This is a genomic window from Bradyrhizobium sp. A11 (genome assembly GCF_042077125.1).
Classification (GTDB): Bacteria; Pseudomonadota; Alphaproteobacteria; order Rhizobiales; family Xanthobacteraceae; genus Bradyrhizobium; species Bradyrhizobium japonicum_B.
In genome coordinates this window covers 6,077,476-6,092,493 of the sequence record NZ_CP149509.1, presented here as the reverse complement: position 1 = coordinate 6,092,493, position 15,018 = coordinate 6,077,476, and the positions used below count along the sequence as shown (strand labels likewise).

General features: G+C 63.9%; 13 protein-coding genes and 1 tRNA gene. 9 read left to right on the top strand and 5 right to left on the bottom strand.

Features of this window, described 5'->3' with window-relative positions; genetic code table 11:
- Positions 1-20: 20 nt before the first annotated feature.
- Positions 21-1,817, bottom strand: a complete 1,797-nt coding sequence (locus tag WI560_RS28660; protein ID WP_375305863.1) for an adenylate/guanylate cyclase domain-containing protein — start codon at positions 1,815-1,817, stop codon at positions 21-23.
- A gap of 220 nt (positions 1,818-2,037) precedes the next feature.
- Between WI560_RS28660 and WI560_RS28655 the strand changes: the two genes are divergently transcribed.
- Together WI560_RS28655 and WI560_RS28650 are read left to right on the top strand one after the other, a co-directional pair.
- Entirely contained in the window at positions 2,038-2,670 is a 633-nt protein-coding gene (locus WI560_RS28655; RefSeq protein ID WP_375305862.1) for a LysE family translocator, read from the top strand.
- A 55-nt stretch (positions 2,671-2,725) separates the two neighbouring features.
- Positions 2,726-3,136, top strand: a complete 411-nt coding sequence (locus WI560_RS28650; RefSeq protein WP_375305861.1) for a GFA family protein — start codon at positions 2,726-2,728, stop codon at positions 3,134-3,136.
- 2 nt (positions 3,137-3,138) lie between these two features.
- Here the strand turns inward: WI560_RS28650 and WI560_RS28645 are convergent, their stop codons facing one another.
- Positions 3,139-3,891 carry a sulfite exporter TauE/SafE family protein gene (locus WI560_RS28645; RefSeq protein ID WP_375305860.1) on the bottom strand — a complete coding sequence of 251 codons (753 nt, stop codon included), beginning with the start codon at positions 3,889-3,891 and terminating at the stop codon, positions 3,139-3,141.
- An 88-nt stretch (positions 3,892-3,979) separates the two neighbouring features.
- Between WI560_RS28645 and WI560_RS28640 the strand changes: the two genes are divergently transcribed.
- A complete protein-coding gene (locus WI560_RS28640) occupies positions 3,980-4,870 on the top strand; it encodes a LysR substrate-binding domain-containing protein (RefSeq protein WP_375305859.1) in 891 nt (296 codons plus the stop codon).
- 351 nt (positions 4,871-5,221) lie between these two features.
- Here WI560_RS28640 and hisN read toward each other — a convergent pair whose 3' ends face one another.
- Together hisN and WI560_RS28630 are read right to left on the bottom strand one after the other, a co-directional pair.
- The gene (gene hisN / locus WI560_RS28635; RefSeq protein ID WP_375305858.1) at positions 5,222-6,004 is read right to left on the bottom strand and encodes a histidinol-phosphatase; all 783 of its coding nucleotides are present in this window, start codon (positions 6,002-6,004) and stop codon (positions 5,222-5,224) included.
- Positions 6,005-6,528: 524 nt separating this feature from the next.
- Positions 6,529-7,419 (bottom strand): N-formylglutamate amidohydrolase, encoded by an 891-nt coding sequence (locus WI560_RS28630; protein ID WP_028134240.1) that lies wholly within the window; start codon positions 7,417-7,419, stop codon positions 6,529-6,531.
- A 333-nt stretch (positions 7,420-7,752) separates the two neighbouring features.
- Between WI560_RS28630 and cpdR the strand changes: the two genes are divergently transcribed.
- Together cpdR and WI560_RS28620 are read left to right on the top strand one after the other, a co-directional pair.
- On the top strand, positions 7,753-8,112 hold the full coding sequence (cpdR, locus tag WI560_RS28625; RefSeq protein WP_007597092.1) for a cell cycle two-component system response regulator CpdR: 360 nt from the start codon (positions 7,753-7,755) through the stop codon (positions 8,110-8,112).
- A gap of 70 nt (positions 8,113-8,182) precedes the next feature.
- Positions 8,183-8,257, top strand: a tRNA-Val gene (locus WI560_RS28620).
- 156 nt (positions 8,258-8,413) lie between these two features.
- Here the strand turns inward: WI560_RS28620 and WI560_RS28615 are convergent.
- A complete protein-coding gene (locus tag WI560_RS28615) occupies positions 8,414-9,241 on the bottom strand; it encodes a glyoxalase superfamily protein (RefSeq protein ID WP_375305857.1) in 828 nt (275 codons plus the stop codon).
- Positions 9,242-9,581: 340 nt separating this feature from the next.
- Between WI560_RS28615 and WI560_RS28610 the strand changes: the two genes are divergently transcribed.
- The 4 genes from WI560_RS28610 to WI560_RS28595 all read left to right on the top strand — a co-directional run bounded on the left by WI560_RS28610 (position 9,582) and on the right by WI560_RS28595 (position 15,011).
- The gene (locus WI560_RS28610; protein WP_375308933.1) at positions 9,582-10,445 is read left to right on the top strand and encodes a hypothetical protein; all 864 of its coding nucleotides are present in this window, start codon (positions 9,582-9,584) and stop codon (positions 10,443-10,445) included.
- Positions 10,446-10,711: 266 nt separating this feature from the next.
- The gene (locus WI560_RS28605) at positions 10,712-11,449 is read left to right on the top strand and encodes an ABC transporter ATP-binding protein (RefSeq protein WP_375305856.1); all 738 of its coding nucleotides are present in this window, start codon (positions 10,712-10,714) and stop codon (positions 11,447-11,449) included.
- On the top strand, positions 11,446-13,809 hold the full coding sequence (locus tag WI560_RS28600) for an ABC transporter permease (protein ID WP_375305855.1): 2,364 nt from the start codon (positions 11,446-11,448) through the stop codon (positions 13,807-13,809). The genes WI560_RS28605 and WI560_RS28600 overlap by 4 nt, the downstream gene beginning before the upstream one ends.
- Positions 13,806-15,011: an efflux RND transporter periplasmic adaptor subunit gene (locus WI560_RS28595; RefSeq protein ID WP_375305854.1), complete on the top strand. Its 1,206-nt coding sequence runs from the start codon at positions 13,806-13,808 to the stop codon at positions 15,009-15,011. The genes WI560_RS28600 and WI560_RS28595 overlap by 4 nt, the downstream gene beginning before the upstream one ends.
- Positions 15,012-15,018 lie beyond the last annotated feature (7 nt).

The following is a 15,018-nucleotide window of genomic DNA, read 5'->3' as shown; positions in this document are numbered from 1 at the left end:
TGGGTGTCCCCTGGCGCCCGTCAGGACTCGGCGGCGCGTTTGACGTCGCTCTGCACCAGGGTCAGCTTGCCGAGCGGCACGCCGGCCTTCAGCAGGCCCTCGCGATAATGGGCGAGATGTTCGGGCTTCTTCCAATGGAAATTGCGCAGGTGGCGGTCGACGTTGAGGGTTGGGTAGTTGCTCATCAGCACGTGGGCGGCTTCGCTCGCCTCGTCGCTTCGCCCCAGTTGCGCCAACGCGGCGGCACGAATCGCCAGCGCCTGCATGTGGTTGGGGTTGATGTAGAGCTGCTCACGCGCCCATGACAGGGTCGCGTCATACTGGCGCAACAGATAGTGGCTGAAGGCGTTCAGCGTCGCCCATTGGTAGCGTGGGTCGCTGTTGTCGCGTTGCGACGCCATTGAAAACAGCTCGATCGCCTCGCGGTGCTCGCCGATGACGAAATGGCAGATGCCGAGCACGCCGCGTGCACCGTTGTCGTAGGGGTTCAGAGCGACGGCACGCTTGGCGGCGTCCATCGCGGCCTCGTAATGGCCCTCCATGGCGTGGACCCAGGACAGGATCGAGAACGCGAAGGAGGAGCGCGGATCGAGCCGGACGCTGGTTTCGGCGAGATTCATCGCCTCCGCCCACATCTCCCGGGTGCCCTTGACCCAGCCGAACTGGATGCTCTGGATCTGGATCGTGGCGAGATAAGCGTGCGCGATCGACAGTTTGGGATCGAGGCGGATGGCCTCGCGAAACAGGTCGATGGCGGCGGCCGAGTCTTCCTTGGTCAGCCGGTAATAGTGCGACAATCCCTTGAGAAAACGGTCCCAGGCGGTCACATCCGTCGACAGGCGCGCCGGCGCGGAAGCTTCGGCCCGGACGATCTCGGTGGCGATGGCGGCGGACAGGTTGGTGGTGATCTCGTCCTGCATCGCGAAGAAGTCGCCGATGTCGCGGTCGTAGCGCCCGGTCCAGAGCTGCTCGCCGGTCTCCGGCGCGATCAGCTCGGCGGTGACGCGGATCTTGGCGCCGGCGCGACGCACCGAGCCTTGGATCAGATAGGTGGCGTCGATCTCGCGCGCGATCAGGCGCGTGCTGGTGTTCTTGCCCTTGAAAGCGAAGGTCGAGTTGCGGCTCAGCACGCGATAGAAGGATTGCAGCGACAATGCGTGGATCAGATCCTCGGTGAGGCCGTCCGAGAAATATTCGTCCTGGGCGTCGCTGAGATTGGCGAAGGGCAGCACGCCGACGATCGCCGTGCGGTACTGCTGCGAGAGGGCGGATGCTTCGCGGAGCTCGGGGGCGAGCGCCGGCGCGCCCTCGGGCGTCCAGGTAAAGACGCCGATCGGATCCTTGATGTTCTTGAAGCGGTGGTTGCCGGCATCGACCAGCGGCACGGTAAGATGCTTGCTGGCCTCGCGGAAGGCCTTGGCCGAGATGGCGAAGCCGCCGGGGCTCGCCACCGATTCCAGGCGGACGGCGATGTTGACATCGTCGCCGAACACCTCGTCGTCGTCGGCGATGACGTCGCCCATGTGGATGCCGAGGCGGAACTGCATGGCGCGGTCGGCGGGCAGATGATGGTTGCGCTCCGCCATCAACGTCTGCATCGCGATCGCGGCCTCGGTGGCGCCGACGATGGAGGCGAATTCCAGCAGGAAGCCGTCGCCGGTGTTCTTCACGACGCGGCCGCCGTGATTGAGGATGATGGGATGGATCGCGGCACGATGGGCCTTGAAGGCAGCATGGGTACCAGCCTCGTCGCTGCCCATCATGCGCGAATAGCCGGCGACATCGGCGCAGACAATGGCAGCCAGACGTCTTTCCATATTCTCGCAGCTCCAAGGGAGGGCAGACCGGCCACGGCGTGGCAGTCGCCTCGAATCCCGCATTTCAAGAACCCTGCCTTTATAGAGCAGATGCAGCCGGGCGATAGTAGGATCCGCATTGCAAATTCGAGGTAAATCCCACGCAGTTCCGGCGGTGGACGGCGCGGGACGAACCGACTAAGTGGTGGCGACCGCCCGGACGGCGGCAGGGACACTTCGCATGCTGGGCATTCACGAGATCTGGCTGTTCATCCTGTCGGGGGTGCTGCTCAACGTCACGCCCGGGCCCGATTCGGTCTACGTCATCGGCCGCAGCATGCAGATGGGCTGGCGGGGCGGCGCCGCTGCCGCCTTCGGCATCAGTTGCGGCTGTTTCGTCCATGTTGCGGCCGCGGCGATCGGCCTTTCGGCCCTGCTGATGGCCTCGTCGACCGCGTTCTCGATCCTGAAGCTGGTCGGTGCGGCCTATCTCGTCCTGACCGGGCTTCAGATGCTGTGGGCGCATCCGGTGCTGGCGGCGGCGATCGACGAGCCGGTGCGCAGCTCGCTGCGGCGGGTCTTCCTCCAGGGCGTCTTCACCAACGCGCTCAATCCCAAGGTCGCGCTGTTCTTCCTGGCCTTCCTGCCGCAATTCGTCGCAGCCGATGCGCCGCACAAGCCGCTCGCCTTCCTGACGCTCGGCCTGATCTTCATCTTTACGGGAACGCTGTGGTGCCTGGTGCTGGCGGCGTTCGCGGCGAAAGCCGCCCACCGGCTGCGCCAGTCCGAGGGCGCGATCGCCTGGGTCAACCGCGCGCTCGGCGGCCTGTTCATCTATCTCGGCATCCGCGTCGCCATGCTGGAGAGCCGGTAACTCGTTCGAACGGATGCGATGCGGCCCGATCGGGGCCGCATCTCGGGAGGTTTCGATGATTCGTGGAAGCTGCCTGTGCGGTGCCGTGCGTTTCGAGATCGATCAGGTGCGTGCACTGACGCACTGCCATTGCGCCATTTGCCGCAAGCTGGCCGGCGCCGCCTTCGCGACCTACGCCCATGTCGATGCCGACAAGTTTCGTTTCGTCGCGGGTGAGGACGCGACCGGGGCTTACGAATCCTCGCCGGGCAGTTTCCGCCATCGCTGCAAGACCTGCGGTTGCCCGACGCCGGGCAAGGCGAGCTATCTTCCGACCATCAGCATTCCTGCTGGCCTGCTCGATGACGATCCGCAAGTCAGGCCTCGCCTGCACGTTTTCACCTCCTCGCGCGCGCCATGGTGGACGATCCAGGACGATCTGCCCCAGCACGAGAAATGGGTGCCCGGCTACGAGCCGAAATCGTAGGTTCAGGCGAGCTCGTTGGCCAGCGCGCTGCCGGCCAGATAAAAGCCGAGCAAAATCATCGCGATCAGGAACCAGCGACGGAACGACTCGGCCGGCATCCGCGCCCGCACCGACTGGCCGACGAACATCCCGGCAAAGGCCATGGCGAGGCCCACGGCGCCCGGCACGGCATTGCTCGGCGTCAACAGCCCAACGGCGGTGAGGTTGAAGGCGAGCGCGAGCGTCGCCGTCGTGAAGAACACGCCGAGCGCCTGCACCAGCTCGTCCTTTTCCATGCCGATGGCCTGCATGAACGGCATCGAGGGGATCACCTGGACTCCGGTCGAGGCCGAGATCACGCCGGTGACGACACCGACCACGCCGCCGACCCATTTCTCGTTCCTGGGCGCGACGTGGAACTTGAATTTGTTCAGGCCGATCACCGCATAGACGACGAGCAGGACGCCGAGCACGATCGTGCCGTAGCGCGCATGCGGGCCGGTCAGCGCGCCGGCATTGAGCCAGCAGCCGATCACGGTGCCGAGCATCAGCGGCCACAGCCGCCGCAGGATGTCGCGCAAATACGGGCCGACGAAGGTCTGCCAGATGTTGGTGACGATGGCGGGCACGATCACGATGGCAATGGCGCGGCTCGGTGTCATGCTCACCGCAAGCAGGCCCATGGACACCGTCGGCAGGCCGAGACCGATCACGCCCTTGACGAATCCGGCGATCAGGAAGACGCCAGCGATGAGGATGAGGAGCGGGTCGATCATTTGGGCACATTGACCGAAGCCGCGCCGGCGCACAATCTGGAGGTTACGGAGGCAGCCTTCGCTGGAAGCGAAGGCTGGGAGACCTGCCATGCGCTTCGACCTCATCGACCTTCAGCTCTTCATCGCGGTCGCCGACCAGCGCAGCATCACCCGGGGCGCGGAACGCTCGCATCTGGCCCTGGCCTCGGCCAGCGCGCGCATCAAGGGGCTCGAGGACGCGCTCGGCGTCGCGCTGCTCAAGCGTGGCCGCCGGGGCGTCGAGTTGACCGTGGCCGGCGAGAGCCTGCTCGATCATGCCAGGCTCGTCATCCACCAGATCGAGGCCATGCGCGGCGATCTCGCCGGCTTTGCCTCCGGCGTGCGTGCCAGCGTGCACTTTCTCGCCAACACCTCGGGCCTGTCCCAGCATCTGCCCAAGGCGTTGGCCGGCTTCCTGCGCGAGCATCGCGACGTCGCCGTCGACATCGAGGAGCGCGAGAGCACCGACATCGCGGCTGCGATCACCGCGGGCGCGGCCGATCTCGGCTTCGCCGCCGAGCACGCGCTGCCCGACCATATCGAGCGCTTCGTGTTCAGCGAAGACCGCCTGACGCTGGTGACTGCGCGCCGCGGCCCGTTCGCCGGCCGGCGCCAGATCGATTTTCAGGAGGCGGGAGCCTGCGATTTCGTCGGGCTGACCAGCGCCACCGCGTTGCAGATGCACATTTCGAAGCATGCCGCGCGTCTCGGCATGCGCCCGCATTTCCGCGCGCGGCTGCGTGATTTCGACGCGATCTGCCAGATGGTGGCGGCCGAGGTCGGGGTCGCCCTCGTGCCCGAGGCCGCCGCCCGTCGCTGCGCCAAGCTGATGCCGCTCGCGGTTGTTCGGCTGCGCGATGCCTTCGCCAACCGCCGCTTGGTGATCTGCGCGCGCAGCTTCAAGGCGCTGCCTCGGCCGGCGAAGATGCTGGTGGAGCATTTGAGGGCAGAGGCGGTGTGAGGCGGCGCTCACCCTCCCCTGGAGGGCAGGGCTATTGCATATGGCTCTTTGCGCGAGCTGAGCGCGCGCCTCGTCCTTCGAGACGACAGCGGAGCCTGTCATCGGGCCGCGCTTCGCGCGGACCCGGTGGCTGTCTCCTCAGGATGAGGCCAAGCGGCATCAGAACCCGCTGAAACCAGCGCCACGCACTCGGTCCTCATCCTGAGGGCCCGCCAACGGCGGGCGTCTCGAAGGATGGCCACAAGCGAAATCACTCGTATGCGATTACCCTGCCCCTCCAGGGGAGGATGAGAACCACCTAACGCGCCGTCTCCGCTCCGGCGTCGGTGATGCAAGCCCTAAGCCCGCTCGCTACTGGTTCAAGAGCTTCAGCGCTTCTTCGTGGACCCTGGCGTCGCCGGCCGCGATGATCCGGCCGCCGCCCTGGGCCGGCCCGCCTTCCCAGGTGGTGACGACGCCGCCGGCGCCGGTCACGATCGGGATCAGCGCCGCGATATCGTACGGCTTCAGCTCGGTCTCGACCACGAGGTCGACGTGACCTGCGGCCAGCATGCAATAGGAATAGCAGTCGCCGCCATAGCGCGACAGCCGCGCGCCCTTTTCGATGCGGCCGAAGATGGCCCGGTCGCTCTCGTTCATCAGCAGGGGGCTCGTGGTGTAGGACGTCGCTTCCGCGAGCGAGGCGCAGCGGCGGACCTGGAGCCGGCGCTCGCCGGAGGGTCCCTTGTAATTGGCCGAGCCGTTGTCGCCGGAGAAGCGCTCGCCGATGAAGGGCTGATGCATCATGCCGAACACCGGCGCGCCCTTGTGCAGCAGCGCGATCAGCGTCCCCCAGATTGGAAAGCCGCCGATGAAGGATTTGGTGCCGTCGATGGGATCGAGCACCCAGACGTAGTCGGCGTCCTCGCGCTCGTTGCCGAATTCCTCGCCGACGATGCCGTGCTGGGGGAAATTGGCCTTGATCAGCCGGCGCATCACCGCCTCGGCGGCGCGGTCGGCTTCGGTGACCGGATCGAAATCCTTGGTCTTGCTCTTGTCGTCGATCGACAGCGAGGTGCGGAAGAACGGCAGGATGGTTTCGCCGGAGGCGGTGGCGAGCCGTCCGATGAAGGCGGAGAAGTCGATCACCGTCACAGGCCAAGTCCTCGAAGCGAAAGTTGGATGAAGCTCGCCTCCTGCCTAGCTCAATTCGCCTCCCGCGGGCAGCGCTGTCTTGGTTTTGCACCCTGGTATTTTGGATGCAGCAGCGCGCCGCGTTCCTCAGTCATCTCCTGGGCAAATATCGATCACAACGTTGAAAACTTAGTTCCGTCGCTGCCTCGTTGGTATGCAAACATCTATTAACCCATTGAAATTACTTATCAAAGAAACTGAATCTGGGTTTCCCTGGAAGCAACTGAGCCATGTGCGTATTGCATGGGAAATGGCTCGAAAGTCCTTGCACTTTGTGCGGCGCGGTCGCATATTGTTGCGGTGCGGTAGCGCTTGGCGTTACCGCTGCCCTCCTTGGGCGTTTCCTCCCTAGACTTGGGCCGCTTGCGTCATTCGCGAGCGGCCCTTTTTTCTTGCCGCCGCCATTTTCGTTTTGGGCGCGCAAGCTTGCGAAGCGAAAACGCGATCGCGCTCAGGATATCGTCGTTGAAGAGAGAAGCCGGCGACTATTCCGCCGCCGCCTGGAACGGGCCGAGATCGCCGAACGGAATCGTGGTCGCCAGCACGTCGGCAAGAACGCCGAAATCGGTCGCCACTTGCGCAAAGCGTGGACCGCGCTCGCGCCGCCGCTCGTCCATGTAGATTGCGCGGTTGAGCTCGAGCTGCACCGCATGCAGGCCGCTCGCCGGATTGCCGTAATGCTCGGTGATGAAGCCACCGGCATAGGGCTTGTTGCGGCCGATCGAATAACCGAGGCCGGTCAGGGTCTCCTCGACCCGGTCGGGCAGAAGCGGCGTGCAGCTCGTGCCGTAGCGGTCGCCGATCACGACGTCGGGCCGGCGCGGCTCGTCGCGGGCCACGCCGACCGAGGGCATCGAGTGGCAGTCGACCAGCACCACGGTGCCGAACATCTGGTGCACCTTGTTGATCAGCCGGCGCAGCGCGCGATGGTAAGGCTTGTACAGCGTCTCGATCCGCCCCAGTGCGTCGTCGACGAGAATGCGGTCGCGGTAGATCTCCTGGCCGTCGCCGACCACACGCGGAATGGTGCCGAGGCCGCCGGCGACCCGCATCGAGCGGGTGTTTGCGAAGCTCGGCAGCCGCCCGGTGAACATGCGCGGGTCGAGCTCATAGGGCTCGCGATTGACGTCGACATAGGAGCGGGGAAAGTTGACCCTGACGGTCGGAAAACCGCGCTCGCTCAAGTGGCCGATCAGCTCGTCCATGAAGGAATCTTCGGACCGGCGCAGCGTCAGCAGGTCGATCCTTGACGCCGCGAGGAATTCGTCCGGATAGGTCGAGCCGGAATGGGGCGAGTTGAAGATGACGGGCGCGCGCCATTGCGCGGGCTCCACGATCTCGAAGGCTGGCGACGTCTCGCCGTCAAACCGGGTCATCTTCTCAGGCTTCGTCCCTTCGCGCCGGGATCTGGCAGGGAGCCAGACCGCATTGATTCGGCCGATGGATGCGGCTCTTATGTGTCGTCATTGTCCGGAATCGCAACCATTCTGCCAAGTGAAAAGATGTATCGGTCCATTGGAACACGTCTTAACCGTGCGGGCAGGGAAGCGGGGACGCCGCGGCGCGGCTCGATTGATTCGAGCCGCTTTCCGGTTCACAAGAGTGCGGCAGCGCAGCCGGCCCAGGGTAAAGATTTTCACCCCAAATTTACCCTCTGTCGGGCTTAGTGACCTCTGCTGATATCCTCTGGGGATGCGACGATTCCTGCCATGCCAAAGATCCTGCTCGCCGAAGACGACAACGACATGCGCCGTTTCCTGGTCAAGGCGCTGGAAAACGCCGGTTTTCAGGTCTCGTCCCATGACAACGGCATGGCCGCCTATCAGCGGCTGCGGGAAGAGCCGTTCGAGATGCTGCTGACCGACATCGTGATGCCGGAGATGGACGGCATCGAGCTCGCCCGCCGGGCTTCGGAACTCGACCCCGACATCAAGATCATGTTCATCACCGGCTTTGCCGCAGTCGCCCTGAACTCGGATTCGGACGCTCCCAAGAACGCCAAGGTGCTGTCCAAGCCCGTGCACCTGCGCGAATTGGTCAGCGAAGTGAACAAGATGCTGGCGGCCTAAATCGGCCCCGTTCCGTCCTTGCGCCGGGTCCCCTGAGCCGTTATAGGGACCCCACCCAAGTGGACTTTTAGGGCACGTAGCTCAGCGGGAGAGCACTACCTTGACATGGTAGGGGTCACAGGTTCGATCCCTGTCGTGCCCACCATCCTTCGCTCGCGATAGCGAGAGAAGGATGCCGCGCCGAAGCCAGCTACGGCTGGGCAAGCCACGATCCACCCCTCTCAGCGTGTCCGGCGTAGCTCGAAGAGCGTAGACGGACTGCTGCGGCATCGCCCGTCCGGTTCTGCCGCCTCGCCCCATCTCACGGTCCCGGGGTCACAAACGCCGAGATGATCGTGCCGCCGCGGTCCAGCATGATCTGCCAGTGCGATGCGCCGCCCTGATGCCAGACCGAATAGACGTCCTGCCCTTGCGGTCCCACGCCGAGGAATTCGATCGATTCGATCGGGCCCAGCTCGGCAAGGCCTGGTTGCAGCAGCGGCAATTGCTTGCGGGTGGCGTCGGCCAGATCCGCACTCATCTCCGCATAGTCGGGATTGCCGGCGGCGACGCCCTCGATGAGACGGCGAAGGGCGGCCTCGGTCCCCGGACTGGCGGAGCGGTTCTTCATGCGATCTTCGATCGCACGCTGCAGCTCCCGCGCCGCGCCCGGGTCGATGCGTTGCATGTTGTGGGCGTTGCCACGCTGGTTCAGCACCACGGCCGTCGGAACGCCGTTTGCGCCGAGCATGAACCGAAGCCTCGCCCCGATCTCCCTCGCCACGAACTCCGTTTCGCTCACAGCATGACATCGGGCCGCGGCCTGTCCGCTCAGTCGCGCCGATAGCTGGTCGTCGTCGCGGCTGACGGTGAACACGGCATTGTGGAATTGATACGTGCCGGCGTAGCGGTCCAGCACCTCGGGCGAAAGCTCGATCACCTGCTCTGCGTCTTCGATACCGTCAGTCATGCTCCTGTCCTGGCCGCGGCCTGCGGATCGGATCTTGGCCGCCAACACGTTCCAGTCGGGCAAGCCCAGGATCTTCGCGATGAGCTCCAGGCTCTCACTGACCTTGAGCGAGACGGATCGGGTGCCGAGGGCGTCGCGGAGTGTTTGCGCCATGGCTTTGGCGTCGCGGAAATCGCGCATGTGCAGTTTCCCTTGCAATGCGAACGGAGAGTGTCAGGGCTTGCGTTACTGACCCGTTCGCTCGAGCAAAGGGAGCGTGCGGCGATCCGATACACTTCACCATACCCCGAAGGGTGCAAGCGGCAGGCGGTATCGACCTGTCAAAATTGTGCGCGAGAGCATTGAGATTGTCAATCGACGTATCGACGAACACATGACGCACCCTCTTTTGGGAGAGCTGCGCGGAAATCCTGCAGATGCTGGTGCTGCGTCGCCGGGATCAACGCGTTGATCTCAATCAAGGTGGTCGCGACGAAATCAGGCAAGCTCAACGAGAAGATGCAAATCGAGAGGATTGACCGTGCGTGCTTGTCTTTCCGCGCTGACTCTCGTGCTCGCCGTTCTGGGGTCCTCCTCGGCGTATGCAGGTTGCTGGCCAAGCGATAACTTCAAGATCTTCTGCTGGATCGATACCAAGGGTGTGGACTGCCAGCCGCACCACGCGCTGACCAGCGCCAAAGTAGTGCTGTACCCGTATCCGAGCCAATCCATCTATGAGTTCGAAACCACGCATTGGTGGACTGGCCCTGCCATCACGGCGTGCCCCCCGAGCAAGACGATCAAGTACAGTAGTGTTTGGGACCGCGAGACGGGCAAAGCGGAGGAAAAGGCATCAATCGGCGGCTGGTCGTCATGGTCACGCTACATCTATTGCAGCAATAACCCATGGACCGGGCAAGGCCCGCCGACGGTGCCGATTTGCTCCGGACCCGCCAACGACCCCAATGTGGGGCAGCCGGTGACCTCGGCGATGCTTACGCAAAGTCAGCGAGTGAATTTGCTTCAGGTCCAGGAGCCGCTACACACGAGATGTTTGCAGGTCGAACCCGACCCGATGGGTTCGGAATGGCTTACGGGAAGCTCACTCGTCCGGGTCGTCGTTTCGCACCATGAATTCCAGAAAATCGAGTGGCACTATTTCTTCCAGGAGTTCTATTCGTTCGACGGCTGGAAGGAAGTTCCCGCGCCGAAGTCGAAGGTCCCCTTGATTTCGACGAAGAAATACACCGATCGTCGCATCGCGACCACGACGGGGCGGTTCTGGCTCAACAAGCAGGGACGTTGGAAGATCGTCGCAGTCCCGAAGCCGACCTCGCCCATCGCCCAGCTCGTGGCAACGACCGTAACCAACGAATGCCCGGGGGCGCTCTTCAATATCCAATGAAGGCAGATCGGCGAGGGCCTCTCCCGAAGTACGTGTTGTGACATCGACAGCTATGTTCGGCCACGCGAAGGCGCGTCCAACTCCGCCAACCTGTCTGTTGGTGAAGGGCCGGTCTGCGCAATGACGTCGCAGCAGAAGGTCGTGGCAGGCCACAGCCTCTCGTCTGGCGCCAGGGAGCAAGCCGCCGGTACTCTGAGCTAGATCAAGCTGTCCGGAACTCGCGTGAATATGCTCAGGCAGCTTCAGTCGGCGAGCGGGTTACGCCCATGGACACCCAATTGTTCGAAAAGGATACCGAGAGATCCCCGGTGTTTCACGCCAGGGGTCTTTCGAAGACCTATCGAATGGGAGAGATCGAGGTGCATGCGCTGCGCGACGTCGACCTCGACATCTTCGAAGGCGAGTTCGTCGTGCTCCTAGGGCCGTCCGGATCGGGCAAGTCGACGCTGCTGAATATCCTGGGGGGCCTGGACAGCCCGACGTCGGGCGAGGCTCATTGGCGCGATCATAATCTGGTCGGCGCGACTGATGCGGAGTTGACCCGGTACCGGCGTGAACACGTGGGCTTCGTCTTTCAGTTCTACAATCTCATTCCCAGCCTGACGGTGCTCGAGAACGTCGCGCTGGTGACCGAGATTGCGGACAAGCCGCTCGAGCCGCGGGAGGTGCTTGCGCTCGTCGGGCTCGAAAAGCGGACCGATCACTTCCCCTCGCAGCTGTCCGGCGGCGAACAGCAGCGCGTTGCGGTTGCCCGTGCCATCGTCAAGTCGCCGGATGTGCTCTTGTGCGACGAGCCGACGGGCGCGCTGGACTACGAGACCGGCAAGGTGGTGCTGGCGGCGATTGCGCGAGCCAACGAGCGCCTCGGCACCACAACGATCATCATCACGCACAATGCTGCGATTGCGGGCATGGCGGATCGCGTACTGCGGCTCGGCGGCGGGCGGATCGTCGGCGAGGAGCGCAATGCGCATCGGCTCTCGGCAGACGAGGTGCACTGGTGAGCCTGCTCGATCGAAAACTGCTGCGCGACATCGGCGCGATGCGGGGCCAGGTGCTGACGATCGCGCTGCTGGTCGCAGCCGGCGTCGCCGTCTTCATTGGGTCGGTCTCCACTTACGAATCGCTCAATGCGGCCGTGGAGCGCTTCTACGCGGCTGCGCGGTTCCCGCAGATCTTCGTGAGTCTCAAGCGGGCACCGCTGTCGATCGTCCCGCAACTTGAGGCAATTGCCGGCGTTGCCACGGTTGAGCCCCGCATCGTTCGTGAGGTCATCGTCGATTGGCCGGCTGCAGCCCAGCCGGTGTCGGCGCGGATGGTGTCGCTCAGCCGTGCGGGCGACGAAAGGCTCGCCCGACTTCATTTGCGCCGTGGCGCGGCGCCCGAGCCGGGCTCTGCGAGAACTGCGGCGATTAACGAAGCGTTCGCGGAAGTCAACGGAGTGAACCCCGGAGACGACGTCCGCGTCCTGCTCAACGGGAAGGTGGAAGCTTTCCACGTCTCCGGCATCGCGCTTTCGCCCGAATATGTCTATGCCGTCAAGCCGGGCCTGCCGATTCCCGACGATCGGCTCTATGCGATCCTTTGGGTCGACCGCAGTGCGGCGGAAGCCGCCTTCGATATGAAGGCAGCCTTCAATGACGCCGTCATTTCGCTGCCGCCGGGCACCGATCCGAAGCCGGTTATCGATGAACTGGACCGGTTGCTTGAACAGTACGGATCGGTCGGCGCCGTCCAGCGGCGAGATCAGCCTTCTAACCGCTTCCTCGAGGACGAGCTGAACCAGCAGAAGGTGATGTCGATTACGATTCCGTTCATTTTCTTCGGGGTTGCGGCGTTCCTGCTCAACAGCGCTCTGGGGAGGATCGTGGTGGTCCAACGCGAGCAGATTGCCGCGTTGAAGGCACTGGGTTTTCCAACCTCCGCGCTGACCGTGCACTATCTCAAGCTCATTCTCGTTATCGTGCTGATTGGATCTGCGCTTGGCATAGGAGCCGGCTGGGGCTTCGGGAAAGCGATGATTGCAAGCTACCAAAGCTTCTTTCGCTTGCCCGACCTGCCGTTTCGGCTGACGCCCTGGTCGTTGGCGCTCGGGATTGCGATCAGCCTGGCTGCGGCATCGCTCGGCGTCCTGACAGCGCTGCGGCAGGTCGTCCGGCTGGCGCCGGCGGTCGCCATGCGGCCGGCGGCGCCGCTCGGCTTTCGCCGCTCGTGGATCGAAGCACTTCTGCCCAGCAACGCGATCCGATCTCGCCTCCTGATGATTTTGAGGAACACCGCCGGACGTCCACTTCGTTCGCTGCTGACGGTCGCCGGCGTGGCCTTTGCCGTCCCAATGATGGTGCTGGGAATCTTTTGGCACGACGCGATCAACGAGATGATCGACCTGCAATTCAACCTTGTGGAGCGCGGCAACACGACGGTGACGTTTCCGCACCCCATGGACCGGACCATAATGCGGGACCTGGCTCGTGAGCCCGGTGTCTTGGCGGTGGAAGGACAGCGCATCGTGCCGGTGCGACTACGCGCCGGGCAGCAGAATTATCTGACCTCGGTGATCGGTCTATCCGCGCGAGATGAGCTGCGGCGGCCGCATGATGCGATGCTGCGTCCGATCGCGGTAAGCCCCGACGGGATTACGCTCACACGGCGGCTTGCCGAACGGCTCGACGCGAAGGCTGGCGACGTCCTCACGGTCGAGGCGATGGAAGGACGGCGACGCAACCGTGATCTGCCGGTCAGTGCCATCGTCGACGAGGCGATCGGAATGGCATCTTACATGGAGATCGAGACCCTGAATCGCTTTACCGGCGAGGGTGCCGTGATTTCCGCGGCGAGCCTGTACGTTGAGCCGACTGCGATGATGGCCTTGGGGCAAAGGTTCAAGAGCTTACCGACCATCGAATCGGTGACGATGAAGGCGTATGCGCTCACTTCGTTCATGGAGAAGATCGCCGGTCTCGTTTTCGTGACCGCCGGCATCCTTGCGGCCTTCGCCACCATCATCACGGTAGGGGTCGTCTACAACAGCGCGCGCATCAGCTTGCAGGAGCGCGCATGGGAGCTGGCCAGCCTCAGGGTGCTGGGCTTTACGCGCGGCGAGGTTGCGAGCATCCTGTTTGCCGAGTTCGCTATCGAGATCGTGCTGGGGATTCTGATCGGCCTGCCGCTCTCTCATGCCGTTATCGGACTGATCGCCAGATTTCACTCCAACGAGAGCTTCCAGATACCTGCCGTGATCGCCCCGCAGACCAGTCTCATTGCCGTTGGCGTCGTCATCGTTGCTGCTGCCGCCAGCGCCCGCATTGTCAAAGGCCGTGTTGATCGAATCGACTTGGTCGCAGCTCTCAAGACCAGGGAATGAACATGCACGTCACGGGCCGTCATGCCGCAATTGTTGCCGGACTCTTGGCCGCCGCCGGATTTACGGCATGGCTCCTGATTCCAGCCTCAGTGCCGGTCGAGACGGCGGCTGTGACAAAGGGGAGGTTCACCGCCACCGTCGATGAGGATGGCAAGGCGCGCGTCCGCGAGCGGTACGCGGTCGCCGCACCGCTTGCGGGGCGGCTGAGCCGGATCCGGTTCAAGGTTGGCGATCAAGTTCAGGTCGACGACGCCGTCGCCACGATCACCCCATCCCCGGCTCCCCTGATGGACTCGCGGACTCGCCGGGAGGTCGAGGAAAGATTGGGAGTGGCCGAAGCCAATCTGGAGCGCGCCAGGGCGGTCGTCGAACGGGCCAAAGCCCAGAGCGATCAAGCCAATACCGATTTGACCCGGGCGCGGACTCTGGTCCAGCAGGGAGCCGCGACGACGCAGGCGTTCGAACGTGCAGAGCTTGCGGTGCGTCTCGCCGACCGGGACCTGCGGGCGGCGGAATTTCAGAATCATGCCGCCGAGCATGAGATCAGCCAGATGCGTGCATTGCTGGCCCGCTACGGCAACGATGGCAACGGGCACCCGGATAGCTGGAACGTTGTGTCGCCTGTCGCCGGCGTGGTGCTGAAGGTCGCGCAGGAAAGCGAAACGATCGTGCAGCCGGGTACGCTCTTGCTTGACGTCGGCGACGCCAGCGATCTCGAAATCGTGGCCGACGTTCTCAGCACCGATGCGGTGGAGATCCGTCCCGGAGCCGATGTCAGCATCGATCATTGGGGTGGGGAGGAAAAACTGACGGGTCGGGTTCGCCGGGTCGAGCCGGCAGCTTTCACGAAGGTCTCCACGCTCGGAGTCGAGGAGCAAAGGGTCAATGTCCTCGTCGACATCCTCTCGCCCGCGAAGCAGTGGGCCCGACTGGGAGATGGCTATCGGGTCGACGTTCAGATCACCGTCCTCGCGCGGGACGAAGCCACGATCGTCCCATCCGGCGCGCTGTTTCGTCGGGGCGAAGGCTGGAATGTCTATGTTGCGAAGGGCGGGCGGGCCGAACTGCGTCAAATCGAGCTCCTGCGCCGCTCCGGCCGCTTCGCGGCCGTCGCTTCCGGCCTCGCCCCTGGTGAAGAGGTGATCGTCTATCCCAGCGACCGAGTTGCACCGGACGTGCGTATCGCACCCCGATCACGTTGACGGGTCG

Excerpts from the sequence above, each read along its gene's own strand:
- WI560_RS28595 (WP_375305854.1), top strand. The coding sequence starts at position 13,806 with ATGAACATGCACGTCACGGGCCGTCATGCCGCAATTGTTGCCGGACTC.
- WI560_RS28655 (WP_375305862.1), top strand. The coding sequence starts at position 2,038 with ATGCTGGGCATTCACGAGATCTGGCTGTTCATCCTGTCGGGGGTGCTG.
- WI560_RS28615 (WP_375305857.1), bottom strand. The coding sequence starts at position 9,241 with ATGCGCGATTTCCGCGACGCCAAAGCCATGGCGCAAACACTCCGCGAC.
- WI560_RS28640 (WP_375305859.1), top strand. The coding sequence starts at position 3,980 with ATGCGCTTCGACCTCATCGACCTTCAGCTCTTCATCGCGGTCGCCGAC.
- WI560_RS28645 (WP_375305860.1), bottom strand. The coding sequence starts at position 3,891 with ATGATCGACCCGCTCCTCATCCTCATCGCTGGCGTCTTCCTGATCGCC.
- WI560_RS28630 (WP_028134240.1), bottom strand. The coding sequence starts at position 7,419 with ATGACCCGGTTTGACGGCGAGACGTCGCCAGCCTTCGAGATCGTGGAG.
- WI560_RS28605 (WP_375305856.1), top strand. The coding sequence starts at position 10,712 with ATGGACACCCAATTGTTCGAAAAGGATACCGAGAGATCCCCGGTGTTT.
- cpdR (WP_007597092.1), top strand. The coding sequence starts at position 7,753 with ATGCCAAAGATCCTGCTCGCCGAAGACGACAACGACATGCGCCGTTTC.
- WI560_RS28660 (WP_375305863.1), bottom strand. The coding sequence starts at position 1,817 with ATGGAAAGACGTCTGGCTGCCATTGTCTGCGCCGATGTCGCCGGCTAT.
- WI560_RS28650 (WP_375305861.1), top strand. The coding sequence starts at position 2,726 with ATGATTCGTGGAAGCTGCCTGTGCGGTGCCGTGCGTTTCGAGATCGAT.